This is a genomic window from Mycolicibacterium hippocampi (assembly GCF_010723735.1).
Taxonomy (GTDB): Bacteria; Actinomycetota; Actinomycetes; order Mycobacteriales; family Mycobacteriaceae; genus Mycobacterium; species Mycobacterium hippocampi.
In genome coordinates this window covers 772,023-788,923 of the sequence record NZ_BLLB01000002.1, presented here as the reverse complement: position 1 = coordinate 788,923, position 16,901 = coordinate 772,023, and the positions used below count along the sequence as shown (strand labels likewise).

Below are 16,901 nucleotides of genomic sequence, written 5' to 3'. Positions count from 1 at the left end.
GCCCGATCAACCGGCGGACCCGCTGGTGTCAGCCTATTCAGGTGCTGCAGCAACCACCAGGGTGATGTCCATTAAGAGTTTGTGACGCCCGTTGGAGCGTTGCCTCGGTGTTTGCGCGACTCAAGCCGCATCGGACGCGGCACCGTCATCGCCCGACTCGTCGTCGGCAGCCTTGCCTGCGTCGTCGGACTCGTCGTCGTCCGAGTCCACGGCGCTTTTCGCGCGATCGGGCCGCTCGGGGTCGTCGCGATCACCCAACGTGTCCGCAGGCACCGGGAGGTCCGCCTCGGGGTCGTCGTCGTCTTCCTGTTGCTCCTCGGCGGCCAGCCGTCGCGTCGGGGCTGAGCGCTCCAGCGGCGACGATTCTGCGGCGAGAGCCGGCTCTTCGCTCGGGATTTCGTCTGGCACCTTTTGAAGGTCATCGGCGGCGATCGCCGGGGGCGGGTTGCCGTTTCCCCAGTCCGCACCCGCGCCCTGCTCGACGTACTCGGGTCGGTCGTAATCCTGCTCCACCAGTGGCCGGTACTTGGCGTCGAGCTCGGCCATCCGCTCGTCCGGGGTGAACCAGTCCATCCACTTCAACATCGGCAGCACGTCGGCTTTGATCAGCATGTACGTGGTGCCGTCGGCGTCGCGGTGGATCAGGTTGTCCGGATCGTTGATGTCCGTGGGCGTGAAGTAGTCGAAGTGCCGGGAGAACGCGGTGTTGATCGCGGAGTACCAGCCCCATCGGGTGGCTCTGTCGGCGACGCTGTCGTACTGCATCGTCACATCCAGATGCTGGTAGGGCTGGAACTGGGGGAGACCGGCGTACGAGTTGTTCCGGTCCTCACCGCCGTACTTGTTCTCCGGATTGCCGAACGTGACGATCAGCCGGACACGTTGCGGATCCGGCGCCAGCTCGGGGCTCTCCTCCCACTCCCGCATCCGGTCGTAGATGGACGCGGCACCGAGCGAGAAGCCCATCAGGATGACGTCGCCCGGAGTGGAGTCGATCGCTGCCTGGAGTTGCCGCGATCCCGGTCGCACATCGAACGGCGTGCGTGCGTTGTTGATCGACCGGCAGGTGTTCTGTGCGCAGAATGCGCCGCTGAATGCTTTCTGGGTGGTGCGGGAGGGTTGAAGGGTTCCTTCGACGGCCAAGACCGTCGCCGCTGAAGCCGATGGCGCATACGACATCACCATGGCGGCGGGCATCGCGACCACTGTTGCCAACGCACGTCGGGCAGTGCCGTTCATTCATTTCCCCCGAAGGTTTGCCATGTGCGGACCGACGCGATCTTGTATAGCAGCTCACGGGGCTTCCAGCAGCACTCGATTACTTTTGCTACAGCGTCAATTCAGTAGCCGAGCGGACCCACGGGTTTTGCGTACTCCATCCGGACCGGCGGCTGGTACCCGGCGAGTTCCACGTCACGGGCCTCCTCGGTGTAGCTGAGGCCGAACCTCGCCGCGTATCGCTTGTAGAGCGTAACCATGGGCGCCTCCGACAGCGCCTGTTGCATCGCACCGGCATCGCCGATGGCGGTGATCACGTAGGGCGGGCTGTAGGTGCGGCCGTTCAGAAGCAGCGTGTTGCCCACGCACAGCGGCGCCGACGTCGCGATGATCCGCTGATCCTGCATCTGGATGCCCTCGGCGCCCGCGCTCCACAGCGCGTTGAGGACCGCTTCGATGTCCTGTTGGTGCACGATCAGGTCGTCGGGGGAGGCATCTCGGGGAAACCGGCCCTGGGCATCGCGCTGAGCGTCGTTGAGCGTGACCACCAGGCCGGGTCCACGCAGCGGGGTCAGACCTGCCTGAGCGGCGAGCGCATCGGCGCGTCGGGTGATCGCCTCCAGCGCCGCGTCGCTGCCGGGGGAGCCACCGTGGTGGTTGTCGACATCGGCGGCCATCGCGTCGCGCTGCGCGGCCAACCGGTCGACGGACTGCTGGGTCCCGCGGACCAGATCGACCAGGCGTGGCGCTTCACTGCGCCGGATCTCGTCGCCGCCGGAGACGCTGTGGGTGGTACCGAGCAGCAGCCCGGCCGCCACACAGACGACGGGGACACCGAAGCGCCAGGCCGACCGCCCCCTCGGGGAACGGCTGCGGTTGTCCATCGTTTCGTCTCCTCATCAGATGACGGAGCGGGCTGCGTTAGGCTTTGCCATACACATCGTCGCACTGCCGACGCCGATCGTCCGAAGGTACGCATGCCCAAGTCCAAAGTCCGCAAGAAGAACGACTTCACCATCAACCCGGTGAGCCGGACTCCGGTCAAGGTGAAGGCGGGCCCGTCGAGCATCTGGTTCGTGGTGTTCTTCATCAGCCTGATGTTGATCGGGCTGGTGTGGTTGATCGTGTTCCAGCTCGCCGGCAGCGGTCCCGAGGTGCCGAGCATCCTGCAGTGGATGGCCGACCTCAACGTGTGGAACTACGCGATCGCCTTTGCCTTCATGATCACCGGGCTTTTGCTCACGATGCGCTGGCGGTGACCCCCGGCCCGCCGCGGGATGAATTCATTTTGTCCATGTGGCGTTCTCCTACGCGCAACCGGGCGGTCACCGGATCACATGGATGTGATTCATCCCCATTGGGGATAGCACTTGTGGATAACTGCGTTCGGCGCGGTAGAGGGGTGTGAATTGTCCACACAGCAAACACAGTGGGGTCCGCCGACGGCGGGGGTCATCGGGGCGGCTGTCGGCGGCCTGATCCTGGGCGTAGGCGCTGTGACGCTGGTCACAGACCCTCCGGGACGGCTTCTCGTGGGCCTTGCCGCAGTCGGATTGCTGGTGTTTGCAGTCATGTCGTGGCGCGCGCGTCCAAAACTGGCAATCGCCGACGGTTCTCTGATCTACCGGGGGTGGTGGCGGACCCGTCAACTCGGGCACGACGACATCCGGCTGATCCGCATCACGGAGTTCCGGCGGATCGGTCGCAAGGTGCGCCTGTTGGAGATCGACACCACCGACGACCGACTTCTGGTGCTGAGCCGCTGGGACCTCGGCACCGACCCGCTCCAGGTGCTCGACGTGCTCACCGAGGCAGGTTTCGCCCCCGGCACTTAGCCGCGGAACTGTATTCCAGCAGCGCTTTTTTCGAACTTCTGCAGCTGGAATACCGTTCCGGCGGGGGTCAGGAGATGGTGATCGACTCGATCACGACGGCCTCCGTCGGCCGGTCGCTGCGGTCGGTCGCGGTGGTGGCGATGGCGTCGACGACCTTCTGCGACTCAGGGTCGACGACCTCGCCGAAGATGGTGTGCCGGCGGTTGAGGTGCGGCGTCTTGCCCACCGTGATGAAGAACTGCGAACCGTTGGTGCCGGGGCCGGCGTTGGCCATCGCCAGCAGGTACGGCTTGTCGAACTGCAGCTCCGGGTGGAACTCGTCGGCGAACTGGTAGCCGGGTCCACCGCGTCCGGTGCCCGTCGGGTCCCCGCCCTGGATCATGAATCCGTCGATGACCCGGTGGAACACCGTGCCGTCGTAGAACGGGCCCGAGGATCCGCCTGAGGCGTTCTCGGTGCTGTAGTCCTTGGTGCCCTGCGCCAAACCGACGAAGTTCGCCACCGTCTTGGGGGCGTGGTTTCCGAAGAGGGCAACCTTGATGTCGCCGCGATTGGTGTGCAGGGTCGCGGTCGCTGTCTGAATGGAGCTCGTCACGGGAAGCCAGTGTGCCACGCCCCGTCTGCCGACCATCCGGGCACCTTGCGCTCGCGGAGGTGGCAGGCTGGAGAAGCGACGTCCGTCCGTCCGGAAGAGGTGGGTTATGAGCTCCAAGACCGTGGTCCGATTGACCCCGAGCCAGCGGCTCGGCCGGGGCCTGAAGAATTCGGTGGCCGGCCCGGTGGACGTCACCAGGGGAGCAGTGGGCGTCGGGCTGGACTCGGTGCGATCCTCGGCCGCATGGGTGGGCAACCGCTATCAACGCGGCCGGGTCGCCCGCCAGTTGAAGGCCGATCTGGCCACGGCGCAGGACGCCATCTCCGCGGAGATCTCCGCCGCCCAGGAAGTCGTCGCCGGCCTTCCAGACGCACTGGACAAAGCACGACGTTCCCGCGGCCGGCGCCGCCCAGTGCTGCTGGCGGGCATCGGCCTCGCGGTGCTGGCCGGGGGAGCGGCCGCGTTCACGATCATCCGCCGCTCGACGCAGCCGGAGCCGTCGCCGCTGCCGCCGAGCGTCGAAGTCGCCCCCCGCCCGTAGCGCACACCTTCTGATCATGGCGGTCTCGGTATTCGATCTGTTCTCGATCGGCATCGGTCCGTCGAGCTCGCACACCGTCGGCCCGATGCGGGCCGCGGGTCGCTTTGTCGCCACACTGGCGTCCGACGGCATGCTCGGCGACGTGTCCCGGTTGCGGGTCGAGCTTTTCGGCTCACTGGGCGCGACGGGCGCCGGGCACGGCACGCCCGGTGCTGTCGTCCTCGGGCTGGAGGGGTTCGACCCCGAAACCGTCGATCCCACCTCCGCTCGCGCCCGAGTCGAGGCGGTCGGATCCGAACGTCGGTTGCTTTTGCCCGACGGGCACGCCATCGAGTTCGACACCGCGGACGACATCGTTCTGTCGTTGCAGGCCATGGACTTTCACAGCAACGGCATGGTGTTCACCGCCCTGCACGGTGATGGGTCCATGCTGGCGCGGCGGGTGTACTACTCGGTGGGCGGCGGCTTTGTGGTCGACGAGGACGAGGCGGCGGCGGGCACCCGCGACGACACGGAACTGCCCTTCCCGTTCCGCACGGGCACCGGACTCGTCGCATTGGCTGACGAAAACAGTTGCAGTATCGCCGATCTCGTCTCCCGCAACGAAGAAGCGCTCGGAAACGGCGCAGTGCTGCGCGACGGACTCCTGCGGATCTGGGCGGCGATGCGCGAGTGCGTGGACCGCGGGCTGCAGACCGGCGGGACGCTGCCCGGCGGCCTGCGGGTGCGCCGCCGTGCCCACGCACTGGCCGACGCGCTCGAGTCCGACCCGTCCGATCCGCTCTACGCGATGGACTGGGTGACGGTGTACGCCCTCGCCGTCAACGAGGAGAACGCCGCCGGTGGCCGGGTGGTGACCGCACCCACCAACGGCGCCGCTGGGATCATTCCCGCGGTCCTGCACTACTACTGGCGGTTCGTGCCGGGCGCGACGGAGGACCGCGTGGTCGAGTTCCTGCTGACCGCCGCCGCGATCGGGCAGCTGTTCAAGGCCAACGCCTCGATCTCCGGGGCGGAGGTCGGTTGTCAGGGGGAGGTGGGCTCGGCGTGCTCGATGGCCGCGGCCGGCCTGGCCGCGGTGCTGGGCGGTACCCCCGCCCAGGTGGAGAACGCCGCCGAGATCGGCATCGAACACAACCTCGGTCTGACGTGTGACCCGGTGGGCGGGCTGGTCCAGATCCCGTGCATCGAGCGCAACGCCGTCGCGTCGGTGAAGGCGATCGTCGCCGCGCGAATGGCCCTTGCCGGCGACGGCACCCACCACGTCAGCTTGGACACCGCGATCAAGACGATGCGCGAGACCGGTGCGGACATGGCCGACAAGTACAAGGAGACGTCGCTGGGCGGGTTGGCGCTCAACGTCGTCGAGTGCTGAATCGCTTCCAGGTGTAGCCGACCGGCCACAGGGGGTATGTCTGCCTGGCTGAAGGGTCCGACAATCGAGAGGCGCACATGAGCACCAGGGACGACGTGAAAGAGGATCTGGCCACGGTCTATCCCCGGCTGACGCAGCCCGACCTCGAGCATGTCGTGAGTCTGCTCAACCGAGCCCCCGCCACCGACAGCGGTAAGAGCATCGCCACGGCGCTCAAACCGGTGCTGCCCGAGGTGGCTGCGAGACTGGACACATTGTCGGCCGACGAGGTGACGGAGTATCTGCGCGTGCTGCGCGGCGCGGGAACGGTGACCCTGCAGTCCTGGACCGACCCGAACGGGCCCGGCCCAGGTATCGAGCAGATCACCACGTTCATCGACGAAACCGGCGGCTGACCCGCTTGTTTGATTGTGGAGCCTAGGAGATTCGAACTCCTGACATCTGCCTTGCAAAGGCAGCGCTCTACCAACTGAGCTAAGGCCCCCGGGTACCTATCGGGAAGGCATGTCGGTGATGGTGTGCCACACCTCGTCGCCGTGCTGGGTCCGCCACACCACCAGTGCGGCGGCCGCTGCGGCTGCGGCGGCGAACAGGAGCACCATCTTCATCGACGCACACCTTTCCGTGGGGCTAGGAGGACTCGAACCTCCGACCTCTTCGTTATCAGCGAAGCGCTCTAACCGCCTGAGCTATAGCCCCGTGAACCACCAGCGGGGGACACCCGCGAGCGGGCGCCGAGCGACGAGATTACCGCACCGGTGAGCTGTGACCCAAACCCGAAAGCGCGGCACCTCAGTCGCGGTCGGCGAGAGTGACCTCGACGCCGCCCACCAGGTCGGTGGTGAGGTTGTAGATGAACACCCCGATTGTGGCCGCGGCGGTCATCAGCACGATGTTGACCAGCCCGATCAGCGCGGCCCCACCGAAGACGGTGCCACTGGACACCAGCTCACCGCCGGCGCTGCCGCTCGCGCTGGTCAGCAGGTCGCCGACGTTGCTGTTGAGCTTGCTCCACACACCCATGCCGCCGAGTACCAGGTACAGGAACGCCACCGCGATCATCCAGACGAAGAACATCGCGACCGAGAGCACCGACGACACCTTCAGCGCGCTCCACGGGTCGATTCGCCGGATCTGCATGCTCGCCCGGACCGGCCCCTTGTGCGTCCGCGCGGCGACCTGCACCCTTCCAGGTGCCTGCGCTTTGTCCGGCCCCTTCGGCTGCTCGGACGACGGCCGCTCGGCCGGCCTGCGCTGCTGCTGCGGCCGGGGGGCTGGACCCGACAGATCCGGGATCTCGCTGGCGTAGGCCGCCGGCGCACCCTCGCCACGGCCGCCGTGCTCGGGGCGACCCGGCTCGGCGCGCACCACGTCTGTGCGCTCATTGCGCGTACCGGCGTCGGCTTCCGAAGCGCCTCCGCCCGGCGAACCCGCGATGAAGCGGTTCAGCCGGGCATCCAGACCCGGCGGGTTGCTCCGGGGACTGTCACCGGACGGCTGCCCCTCGGCGGGCTGTTGATGCTGCCGGCGGGCGGCCGGGCCCCGCTGCCATGGCGGGACATCACCGGAGTCGGCACTGCGCGCCGGGCCGGAGCCCGACGGCGGCGCATTACGCGTCGCCGAGTTCCCCAGCGAGCCACCTTCGTGGCCGGGTGCCGAGGGTCCGGTCCCGGAGCCGTTGGCCCCGCCGGACCCCTCACCCGCACGCGGGTATCCCGGCTCGTTAGGTGAGCTCACCTGAGGCTCCTTAGCTCAGTGCCTGCTGCCTGCGCAGTCGGCGTCGCGTCATGAGTCTTCCGACTCGTCCGCTGCGTCATCGCCGGCATCTTCTTCGGCGTTGCGCGCAACGGCAATCAGTGTGTCGCCATCGCCGAGGTTCATCAAGCGCACGCCCTTGGTTTGCCGTCCGGCCTTGCGCACCTGACGTGCCGCGGTCCGGATGACACCTCCGGTGGAGGTGATGGCGTACAGCTCGGTGTCGTCGTCGACGATCAACGCTCCGACCAGAGTGCCACGTCTGCGGTCGTACTGAATCGTGAGGATGCCTTTGCCGCCGCGTCCCTGGGACGAGTACTCCTCGATAGCGGTGCGCTTGGCGTAGCCGCCCGACGTTGCGACCAGCAGGTACGTCCCGTCACGCACGACGTTCAGCGACAGCAGCTGGTCCTCTTCGTTGAACCGCATCCCCTGCACACCGGAGGTCGCCCGGCCCATCGGACGCAACGCCTCGTCGGTCGCCGAGAACCGGATCGACTGGCCTTTCGCCGAGACCAGCAGCAGGTCCTCGTCGGCCGAGCACAGCACAGCACCCACCAATTCGTCGCCGTCACGCAAGTTGATGGCGACGATGCCGCCGGAGCGGTTGGAATCAAAATCGACCAGCTTCGACTTCTTCACCAGGCCGTTGCGGGTGGCGAGCACCAGGTATGGCGCGTCCTCGTAGCTCTTGATCTGGATGACCTGCGCGATGCGTTCCTCGGGCTGGAACGCCAGCAGGTTCGCCACGTGTTGTCCGCGTGCCGTGCGGGACGCCTCGGGCAGGTCGTAGGCCTTCGCGCGGTACACCCGGCCCTGCGTGGTGAAGAACAGGATCCAGTCGTGGGTGGAGCAGACGAAGAAGTGGTTGACGATGTCGTCCTGCTTGAGCCCCGCGCCCTGCACGCCCTTGCCGCCGCGCTTCTGGCTGCGGTACAGGTCGGACTTGGTCCGTTTGGCGTATCCGGTCTCGGTGATCGTGACGACGACCTCTTCGCGGGCGATCAGGTCCTCGTCGGCGACGTCGCCGTCTGCCGGGATGATCCGGGTGCGCCGGTCGTCGCCGTACTTTTCAACAAGCTCCTGCAGCTCGTCGTGCACGATCGCGCGCTGCCGTTCCGGCTTGGCCAGGATGTCCTCGAGGTCGGCGATCTCGGCCTCGATCTTGGCCAGGTCGTCGACGATCCGCTGCCGCTCGAGAGCGGCCAGGCGCCGCAACTGCATGTCGAGGATGGCCTGCGCCTGGATGTCGTCGATGTCGAGCAGGTCGATCAGGCCGGCGCGGGCGATGTCGACGGTCTGCGACGCCCGGATCAACGCGATGACCTCGTCGAGCGCATCGAGCGCCTTGACCAGTCCGCGCAGGATGTGGGCCCGCTCGTTGGCCTTGCGCAGCCGGTAGGTGGTCCGGCGGACGATGACGTCCAACTGGTGGACGACGTAGAGCCGGATCAGCTGGTCGAGTCGCAGGGTGCGGGGCACCCCGTCCACGATCGACAGCATGTTGGCGCCGAAGCTGGTCTGCAGCTGGGTGTGCTTGTAGAGGTTGTTCAGCACCACCTTCGCCACCGCGTCGCGCTTGACCTCGACGACGATGCGCAACCCGACGCGGTCGCTGCTCTGATCCTCGATGTTGGAGATCCCGGCCAGCTTGCCGTCACGCACCTGATCGGCGATCGAGGTGATGAAGTTGTCGTGGTTCACCTGATACGGGAGCTCGGTGATGACCAGCAGCGAGCGGCCTCTGGAGTCTTCCTCGACCTCGACCACACCCCGCATCCGGATCGAGCCGCGGCCGGTGGTGTACGCGTCGTGGATGCCCTGAGAGCCGACGATCAGGCCGTGGGTCGGGAAGTCCGGTCCTTTGACCCTTTCGGTGACCGCGGCCAGCGTGGTCTCTTCGTCGGCGTCGTAGTTGTCCAGGCACCAGAACACGGCCTCGGCCAGCTCGCGCAGGTTGTGCGGCGGCATGTTGGTCGCCATACCGACCGCAATGCCGCCGGAACCATTGGCCAACAGGTTCGGGAACCGGCTGGGCAGAACAGTGGGTTCCTGGACCCGTCCGTCGTAGTTCGGGATGAAATCGACTGTCTCCTCGTCGATCTCGCGCAGCATTTCCATCGCCAGGGGAGTGAGCCGCGCTTCGGTGTTGTGGCTTACGAACCCGTTCGTGATAAACGAGTGGTCTTCGGAATCGACTCGGAGGCTGTAAACCGGTCGCACTCCGGCGTCCGAGACTGATGCCACCCGCGCGTAGTAGAACCGGCCATCAGTCAGTTCGGTAGCGATCCGCCGGATATCCGGATCATCACCGTGCAACTCGAAAGACCGCGCGAGCGCACGGTTTATGACGGATTTGGACTGATTTCCATCACAAACCGTACTTTCGGCGTGCATCGCCACTACGTCGCCCGGACGGATCTCCTCGATGAGTTTCCACAGCAGCGTGGGCACCCCGCCGAGGTCGACGAGGCATAGCAGCGGGTGATTGGCCGTGCCGGTTACCTGGTGTGCATTGTCGGTACGGACGGTGTAGGTCGGATGCTCGCCGGAATGGAACAGGCGGTCGGCGACGACCGGGGCGCCGTGGCGGTCAAGAACTTTCAGCTCGATCGTAGTGTCCGAATTGGGCTTCGCTCCGGGGACCACGTCGCCGATCCGGATGGACTTGCCGTCGGGCAAACCCACCACGGCATCCTCGGTGACGCAATACCTCATCGCCGCCGGCGGGTCGTTGCCCGGCGAGCCGAAGTTGCCCTGACCGTCGACGAGCGGGTAGCGCAGCGACCACGGCTGCGCCATCCGGACCAGGGTGTCGTAGATCGACGAATCACCGTGCGGGTGATAGTTACCCATCGTCTCGGCCACCGAGCGTGCGGATTTCGCGTGTCCGCGATCGGGCCGGAAGCCGGAGTCGTACATCGCGTACAGCACCCTGCGGTGTACCGGCTTGAGGCCGTCACGGACCTCCGGCAGCGCTCGGCCGACGATCACGCTCATCGCGTAGTCGATGTAGCTGCGCTGCATCTCCTGCTGGATGTCGACCGGTTCGATGCGGTCGCCGGCTTCGTCGCCGGGGGGCAGCGTTGTGTCCGTCATTCAATTCCCTCGTAGGTCGACTCAAACGTCCAGGAAGCGAACGTCTCTGGCGTTTCGGGTAATGAAGCTGCGCCGGGCTTCGACGTCCTCTCCCATCAGGATGGAGAACAGTTCGTCGGCTGCTGCGGCGTCGTCGAGCGTGATTCGTCGCAGCACCCGCGCGCTCGGATCCATTGTGGTCTCCCACAGTTCCTTGGCGTCCATCTCACCGAGACCCTTGTAGCGCTGGATCCCGTCGTCGACGTTGATCTTCTTGCCCGCGGCCCGCCCGGTTTCGAGCAGACCGTCGCGCTCCCGATCGGAGTACGCGAACTCGGGCTCGCTGCGCTGCCACTTGAGTTTGTAGAGCGGCGGCTGCGCGAGGAAGACGTGCCCGTGCTCGATGAGCGGCTTCATGAACCGGAACAGCAATGTCAGCAACAGCGTCGAGATGTGCTGGCCGTCGACGTCCGCGTCGGCCATCAGCACGATCTTGTGGTAGCGGAGCTTCGAGATGTCGAACTCGTCGTGGATACCGGTGCCCAGCGCGGTGATGATCGCCTGGACTTCGGTGTTCTTGAGGACGCGGTCGATGCGGGCCTTCTCGACGTTGATGATCTTGCCGCGCAACGGCAGGATCGCCTGGTACATCGAGTCGCGGCCGCTCTTCGCCGAGCCGCCGGCCGAGTCACCCTCCACCACATACACTTCCGACAGAACCGGATCGGTGGAGCGGCAGTCGGCGAGCTTACCGGGCAGCCCGCCGATGTCGGTGGCGCTCTTGCGGCGCACCAACTCCCGCGCCTTACGCGCGGCCAAGCGGGCCTGCGCCGACGAAACCGCCTTGTTGACAACGGTCTTGGCTTCGGCGGGGTTGGCCTCGAACCAGTGGGAGAGCTGCTCGTTGCAGATCTTCTGGACGAACGACTTGACCTCGGTGTTGCCCAGTTTGGTCTTGGTCTGACCTTCGAACTGCGGGTCGCTGACCTTGACCGAGATCACCGCCGCCAGGCCCTCGCGGATGTCGTCACCGGTGAGGTTGGGGTCTTTTTCCTTGAGGAGCTTCTTGTCCTTGGCGTACTTGTTCACCACCGTGGTGAGGGCGCTGCGGAAGCCTTCCTCGTGCGTGCCGCCTTCGTGGGTGTTGATGGTGTTGGCAAAGGTGTGCACGGATTCCGAGTAGCCGGCGTTCCACTGCATCGCGATCTCGACCTCGTGGCCGGGACCCTTGCCGTCGAAGTCGATGATGCTCTGCTGGATCGGGGTCTTGGTGCGGTTGATGTGCTTGACGTAGTCGACCAGACCACCGGGGTAGTGGAAGGTGCGGTGCTTGACCTTGTGCGGACCCGCGGCCTCGGCCGCCTTCTCGTCGGCGGTCTTCGGTGCCTCGGCGGTGTCGCTCACCACGTCGTCGACCACCTCTTCAGCGGTGACGCGCTCATCGGTGAGGTCGATGGTCAGGCCCTTGTTGAGGAACGCCATCTCCTGCAGGCGCCGCGCGACGGTCTCGAAGTCGTACTCGGTGGTCTCGAAGATGTCGGGGTCTGCCCAGAACCGGATGGTGGTTCCGGTCTTGTTGGACGGACCGCCCTGCTTGAGGGTTCCGGGCACCGAGCGGTCGTAGTACTGGAACCACTCGTACCCGTCGCGCAGGATCGTGGCCTCCAGTCGGGTGGACAGCGCGTTGACCACCGAGACGCCGACGCCGTGCAGACCGCCACTGACGTTGTAGCCGCTGTTCTCACCGCCGAACTTGCCTCCCGCGTGCAGCTGGGTCATGACGACATCGACGGTGGGTGCGCCACTGGCGTGCATCTCCACCGGGATACCGCGGCCGTCATCGGTGACCTGGACGCTGCCGTCCCCGAGAATCCTGACGTCGACCCTGCTGGCGTAGCCGGCCATCGCCTCGTCGATCGCGTTGTCGACGACCTCCCAGACGAGATGGTGCAGGCCACGCTCACCGGTAGAGCCGATGTACATGCCCGGACGTTTCCGGACGGCCTCCAAGCCCTCCAGAATCGTGATGGCGGCGGCGCCATACTCATTTGAAGCACTCTTCTTCTGGGCAGCCACGTTGAACGCGTCTCCTTGGGGTTCGCATGCGGGGGGCGACGGCCCCTCGCGGATCTCTCGACGAGTCTACCGTCAGGCACCGTCACCACTGACTCTGAGGCGGCGTTTCTGCACACCTAATTGCGCCGTCTACGGAATTTCTCGAATCTCGACACGTGCCGACGCCTGAGAGTTGTGGATGAATCCTTGTCGGCGCTCTCAGCCAGTGGTAAGGATCGGCTCACCCGTAGGTGTCGCGGGGACCCCGGCCCGGCACCCGGTAGGGGCCTTTGCGCCATGACGGCCCCACCGGTCCGACGATCTTGAGCGACGTGACCACGCCGTCCCCGACGGCCGCGGCGATCTTGGCCAGCAGCTGGGCCTGCACCATCCGCAGCTGCGTCGCCCAGGCCGTCGATTCGGCGGACACCGTGAGCACCCCGTCGTTCAACGACGTCGGCGTCGCGTGCGCGGCGATCTGCTCGCCGACCACCGAACGCCACCGGCCGAACACCGAACCCTCGGCGACCCGGCCGGACCAGCCGCGGCTGCGAGCCAGATCGCTGGTGGCGGCGCCGAGCAGTTGCGGATCACGGCCGTCCGGTGCCGGGCCCGACCAGCGGCGCCTGCTGTTGCCGGCCACCCGGCGCGGAGCGGGGGAGGTGCGGCCGCGGCCGACGTTCTTTCCCTGAACGCGCGCCGCTCCCCGCGCCTCCTCGAGGGTGCGCCGCACCAGGTCCATGCCTTTGATTCGCGACAGATCCGCAGGGGGGCCCACCGGGCCGTCATCGCCGGCGTCCTGGTCGAGGTGTTCGTCGTCCATCACTTCACCGCCGAGATGCGCCCGTGGTCGCCGTCGTTCATGGTGATGTCGACCCGGCGGACGTCCCAGTCGGACGGGATGTCCTCGTGTACCGCGGCGGTCACCAGCACCTGCTCTGCCGAGGCCGCCACCGCCGCCAGCGCTTCCCTACGGGCAGTGTCCAGTTCGGCGAACACGTCGTCGAGCAGCAGCACCGGATCCCCGCCCTCGGTGCGCAACAGTTCGTAGGCCGCCAGCCGAAGCGCCAGCGCCACCGACCACGATTCACCGTGGCTGGCAAAGCCTTTGGCGACCTGTTCGCCCAACCGCAGCTCCAGATCGTCACGGTGTGGACCGACCAGGCACACCCCGCGCTCCAGTTCGGCTGCCCTTCGGCGGCTCAGCGCGTCCAACAACGCCGCCTCGAAGACCTCGGCGTCGGCGTTGCCTGCCGCCGCCTCGCTTTCCACCACGTCCACACCGCTGCGGTAGCGGATCGTGGCCGGACGCGACGTCGGCGCCAACAGCTGGTAGGCCTTCTCCACCTCGGGAGCCAATTCCGTCGCCAGTTCCACACGCGCAGCAATCAATTGGGCCCCGTGGGCGGCCAGATGCCCGTCCCAGACATCGAGGGTCTCCAGCGCGCTGCGGTCGCCGCGGAACCGGGCACCGGCCGCGGTTTTCAGCAGGGCGGTCCGTTGCCGGAGCACCTTGTCGTAATCGGCCCGCACCCCGGCGATCCTGGGCCGTCGGGTGGTCGCCAGCTCGTCGAGATACCGCCGGCGCTCACTCGGATCACCGCGGACCAGCGACAGATCCTCAGGAGCGAACAGCACAGCGCGCAGCACACCGAGGATTTCGCGGGCCGACCTCACCGGAGACCGGTTCAACCGGGCCTTGTTCGCCCGCCCCGACGTGATGTCGAGATCCACTGCGAGTTCCCGGCCCTCGCTGACGACGATCGTCGACACCACCGCACGCTCGGCGCCGGCACGGATCAGGGGTGCGTCGGAAGCCACCCGGTGAGAGCCCAGGGTCGAGGCATACCACAGCGCCTCGATGAGGTTCGTTTTCCCGAAGCCGTTGGGCCCGACGAACACCGTGCGGCCCGGCTCGAGGTCGAGTTCGACGCGCTCCCAGGACCGGAAGTCGGTCAGAGCGAGGTGGCGGACATGCACGGATACACCCCGGTCACCCGGACTCGCTCACTCGCTTGACAGCGTGACCGCCGAACTGGTTTCGAAGCGCCGCCACTGCCTTCATCGTCGGTGAATCATCTTGGCGCGAAAGGAATCTCGCGAATAATGCAGCCGCGATACTAGGCACGGGAACCCGCAGGCGGATCGCTTCTTCGACCGTCCACCGACCTTCACCGGAGTCCTCGGTGTATCCGCTGATCTCGGCCAGTCCGGGGTCTTCTTTGAGTGCTCTGGCCAGCAATTGCTGCAGCCATGAACGCACCACCGTCCCATTCGACCACGCTTGATAAACAGCCTGGGGGCTCTTCACCAGATCCTCGGCGGCCAGCATCTCGTAGCCCTCGGCGTACGCGGTCATCAGCGCGTACTCGACACCGTTGTGCACCATCTTCGCGAAATGTCCCGCGCCGACCGGGCCGACGTGAACGAAGCCGTCCTCCACGGGCCCCGGCGGCCGCAACGTGTCGAAGATCGGCATCGCGCGCTCCACATCGGCGTCTGCGCCGCCCACCATCAGACCGTAGCCTTCGGTCAAACCCCAGATACCGCCCGAAACGCCGGCATCGATGAATCCGATACCCTTTTCCCCCAACATCTTTGCGTGTGGAGCATCCTCGGTGTAGCGCGAGTTACCCCCGTCGATGACCAGGTCCCCTTCGCTGAGCACCTCCGCCAGGGAAGAGATCGTCTGCTCGGTCACGGTGCCCGAAGGCACCATCACCCACACCACCCGCGGCGACTCGAGCGCCGACGCCAGTTCTTCGAGGGACCCGACGTCGGAGACCTCGGGCCTCGGGTCGTATCCGACGACCTCGTGGCCTCCATCACGCAGACGGCTCCGCATGTTGAAGCCCATCTTGCCGAGCCCGATGAGCCCTAGTTGCATGTCAACGCCCCTTCTCCTATCAGTGTGATCGGGTCACCCTGGAAGGCGCACCGGCATCAACAAGTAGACATAGTCGGTCTGAGCGGCCGGGAAAGGTCCAGTGCCACCGGCGCCCCCATCATCTTCTCCCGCCGGGCGCAGCACCGCCGGTCGGCTCGGAGTCGTGAAGCCGAACGTCACCCGCTCCGCATGCAGCGAGCTGAGTCCGTCCGTCAGGTACGTCGGATTGAAGGCGATGGTCAGCGGGTCCCCGGAGAACTCCACGGGCAGGTCTTCTTCGGCTCGACCCACATCGTCGGCGCCGGCCGACAGCCGCAACACATCGTCGGCGAACTCCATCCGGACCTGCGCGCCGCGGTCGGCCACCAGGGCCACACGTTTGATCGCCTCGCTGAGCTCGGCGACCGCGATCGTCGCGATGGCGGTGTGTTCGCTGGGCAACAGCTGACGGAATTTCGGGAACTCCGCGTCCAGCAGGCGAGTGGTGCTGCGCTTCCCCCTGCTGCGAATACCCAACAGACCTTCTTTGCCGACAGTGGGTCCGGACCCGAGCGCCAGATGCACTTCCTCGCCGTCGGTCCCTGCCTTGGCCGCTTCGGCCAGCGTCTTCGCCGGCACCAGCACCGCAGCTTCCACACCGGCGGCTTCGTTGGACCACGTCAGCTCCCGAACGGCCAGGCGGAAACGGTCGGTGGCGGCCAAAACCACCTTCTCGCCGGAGATCTCGACACGGATACCGGTGAGCATGGGCAGCGTGTCGTCGCGGCCGGCAGCAATCGCGACCTGCCCGATGGCCTCGGCGAACAGATCCGACGACACCATCCCGGTCTCATCGGGCAGGGTGGGCAGCGTCGGATAGTCCTCGACAGCCATCGTGGGCAGGGAGAAGCGGGCGCTGCCGCAGGTCAACGACACCCTGGTGCCCTCGACGCTGACATCGACCGGCTTGGCCGGCAGCGACCTGACGATGTCGGACAGCAGCCGTCCGGAGACCAAAACGCTTCCCGGAGAAGCGATTTCAGCAGCAATCTGGACCTCGGCCGAGACCTCGTAGTCGAAACCCGAGATGGTCAGACCGTCGTCGGATCCGGTGAGCAACACTCCGGCGAGGACCGGGACCGTCGGCCTCGACGGCAGGTTGCGTGCCACCCAGGCAACCGCGTCAGCGAAGTCTTCGCGGGTCAGCCGAAACTTCAAATCCGTGAGACCTGCCGTCGCCACGTTCATAGCGTCCCTTCGATGCACACCCCGACAAAAGCCATAATCAGCGGTTTACCGGCGTCGCATGCCGCGTCGCCCCGGACGCGCTACGACGACCGAAACGGCTGTCGATGAACCACCGTAGAGCTTTCGGCCCCAACTTGAAAGCTAATCGATCGGGCCGACATCTGCGTGGGGAACGACCGCCGGGGCGCAAACGTCGGGGGTTTCCCCAGCTGCCTTCTTCTAGAAGAAATCTATAGATATCTAAGAGCAATAGTATTAGGTCCTGTGGAGTCTGGGGATAGCACCGGTTCGCCGCAGGCAGGCGGGCATGGCGGGGTGTTGGCGCAATGTGGATA

The 16,901-nt window shown here is 66.3% G+C and carries 15 protein-coding genes and 2 tRNA genes; 5 read left to right on the top strand and 12 right to left on the bottom strand.

The window, feature by feature from the left end; translation table 11 throughout:
- Positions 1-120: 120 nt before the first annotated feature.
- Positions 121-1,239, bottom strand: a complete 1,119-nt coding sequence (locus G6N53_RS04850; protein ID WP_163887476.1) for a PE-PPE domain-containing protein — start codon at positions 1,237-1,239, stop codon at positions 121-123.
- A gap of 101 nt (positions 1,240-1,340) precedes the next feature.
- Entirely contained in the window at positions 1,341-2,102 is a 762-nt protein-coding gene (locus tag G6N53_RS04845) for a DUF881 domain-containing protein (RefSeq protein ID WP_163887475.1), read from the bottom strand.
- A 93-nt stretch (positions 2,103-2,195) separates the two neighbouring features.
- Between G6N53_RS04845 and crgA the strand changes: the two genes are divergently transcribed.
- Together crgA and G6N53_RS04835 are read left to right on the top strand one after the other, a co-directional pair.
- Positions 2,196-2,477, top strand: a complete 282-nt coding sequence (gene crgA / locus G6N53_RS04840) for a cell division protein CrgA (protein WP_159230536.1) — start codon at positions 2,196-2,198, stop codon at positions 2,475-2,477.
- A gap of 150 nt (positions 2,478-2,627) precedes the next feature.
- Entirely contained in the window at positions 2,628-3,053 is a 426-nt protein-coding gene (locus G6N53_RS04835; protein WP_163887474.1) for a PH domain-containing protein, read from the top strand.
- Between the two features lie 67 nt (positions 3,054-3,120).
- On the opposite strand, the gene G6N53_RS04830 is transcribed toward G6N53_RS04835, so the two are convergent.
- Positions 3,121-3,684: a peptidylprolyl isomerase gene (locus tag G6N53_RS04830; protein WP_163887473.1), complete on the bottom strand. Its 564-nt coding sequence runs from the start codon at positions 3,682-3,684 to the stop codon at positions 3,121-3,123.
- A 70-nt stretch (positions 3,685-3,754) separates the two neighbouring features.
- Between G6N53_RS04830 and cwsA the strand changes: the two genes are divergently transcribed.
- The 3 genes from cwsA (at position 3,755) to G6N53_RS04815 (ending at position 5,959) form a co-directional block, all read left to right on the top strand.
- Positions 3,755-4,189 (top strand): cell wall synthesis protein CwsA, encoded by a 435-nt coding sequence (cwsA, locus tag G6N53_RS04825; protein WP_163887472.1) that lies wholly within the window; start codon positions 3,755-3,757, stop codon positions 4,187-4,189.
- A 16-nt stretch (positions 4,190-4,205) separates the two neighbouring features.
- Positions 4,206-5,564: an L-serine ammonia-lyase gene (locus tag G6N53_RS04820; protein WP_163887471.1), complete on the top strand. Its 1,359-nt coding sequence runs from the start codon at positions 4,206-4,208 to the stop codon at positions 5,562-5,564.
- A 77-nt stretch (positions 5,565-5,641) separates the two neighbouring features.
- Positions 5,642-5,959 carry a hypothetical protein gene (locus G6N53_RS04815; protein WP_163887470.1) on the top strand — a complete coding sequence of 106 codons (318 nt, stop codon included), beginning with the start codon at positions 5,642-5,644 and terminating at the stop codon, positions 5,957-5,959.
- A gap of 16 nt (positions 5,960-5,975) precedes the next feature.
- Here the strand turns inward: G6N53_RS04815 and G6N53_RS04810 are convergent.
- The 9 genes from G6N53_RS04810 to dnaN form a co-directional block, all read right to left on the bottom strand.
- Positions 5,976-6,048 (bottom strand) — tRNA-Ala (locus G6N53_RS04810).
- A 141-nt stretch (positions 6,049-6,189) separates the two neighbouring features.
- Positions 6,190-6,263: transfer RNA gene (locus G6N53_RS04805), tRNA-Ile, on the bottom strand.
- Positions 6,264-6,356: 93 nt separating this feature from the next.
- Complete coding sequence (locus G6N53_RS04800) at positions 6,357-7,301, bottom strand: DUF3566 domain-containing protein (protein ID WP_163887469.1); 945 nt, start codon at positions 7,299-7,301, stop codon at positions 6,357-6,359.
- A gap of 48 nt (positions 7,302-7,349) precedes the next feature.
- A complete protein-coding gene (gyrA, locus tag G6N53_RS04795) occupies positions 7,350-10,418 on the bottom strand; it encodes an intein-containing DNA gyrase subunit A (RefSeq protein WP_163887468.1) in 3,069 nt (1,022 codons plus the stop codon).
- A gap of 21 nt (positions 10,419-10,439) precedes the next feature.
- A complete protein-coding gene (gene gyrB / locus G6N53_RS04790; RefSeq protein ID WP_163887467.1) occupies positions 10,440-12,473 on the bottom strand; it encodes a DNA topoisomerase (ATP-hydrolyzing) subunit B in 2,034 nt (677 codons plus the stop codon).
- A 220-nt stretch (positions 12,474-12,693) separates the two neighbouring features.
- Positions 12,694-13,275, bottom strand: a complete 582-nt coding sequence (locus G6N53_RS04785) for a DUF721 family protein (RefSeq protein ID WP_163887466.1) — start codon at positions 13,273-13,275, stop codon at positions 12,694-12,696.
- On the bottom strand, positions 13,275-14,432 hold the full coding sequence (gene recF / locus G6N53_RS04780) for a DNA replication/repair protein RecF (protein ID WP_163887465.1): 1,158 nt from the start codon (positions 14,430-14,432) through the stop codon (positions 13,275-13,277). The genes G6N53_RS04785 and recF overlap by 1 nt, the downstream gene beginning before the upstream one ends.
- A gap of 13 nt (positions 14,433-14,445) precedes the next feature.
- The gene (gnd, locus tag G6N53_RS04775) at positions 14,446-15,339 is read right to left on the bottom strand and encodes a phosphogluconate dehydrogenase (NAD(+)-dependent, decarboxylating) (RefSeq protein WP_163887464.1); all 894 of its coding nucleotides are present in this window, start codon (positions 15,337-15,339) and stop codon (positions 14,446-14,448) included.
- Between the two features lie 33 nt (positions 15,340-15,372).
- Positions 15,373-16,566 (bottom strand): DNA polymerase III subunit beta, encoded by a 1,194-nt coding sequence (gene dnaN, locus G6N53_RS04770; RefSeq protein WP_163887463.1) that lies wholly within the window; start codon positions 16,564-16,566, stop codon positions 15,373-15,375.
- Positions 16,567-16,901: the final 335 nt, after the last annotated feature.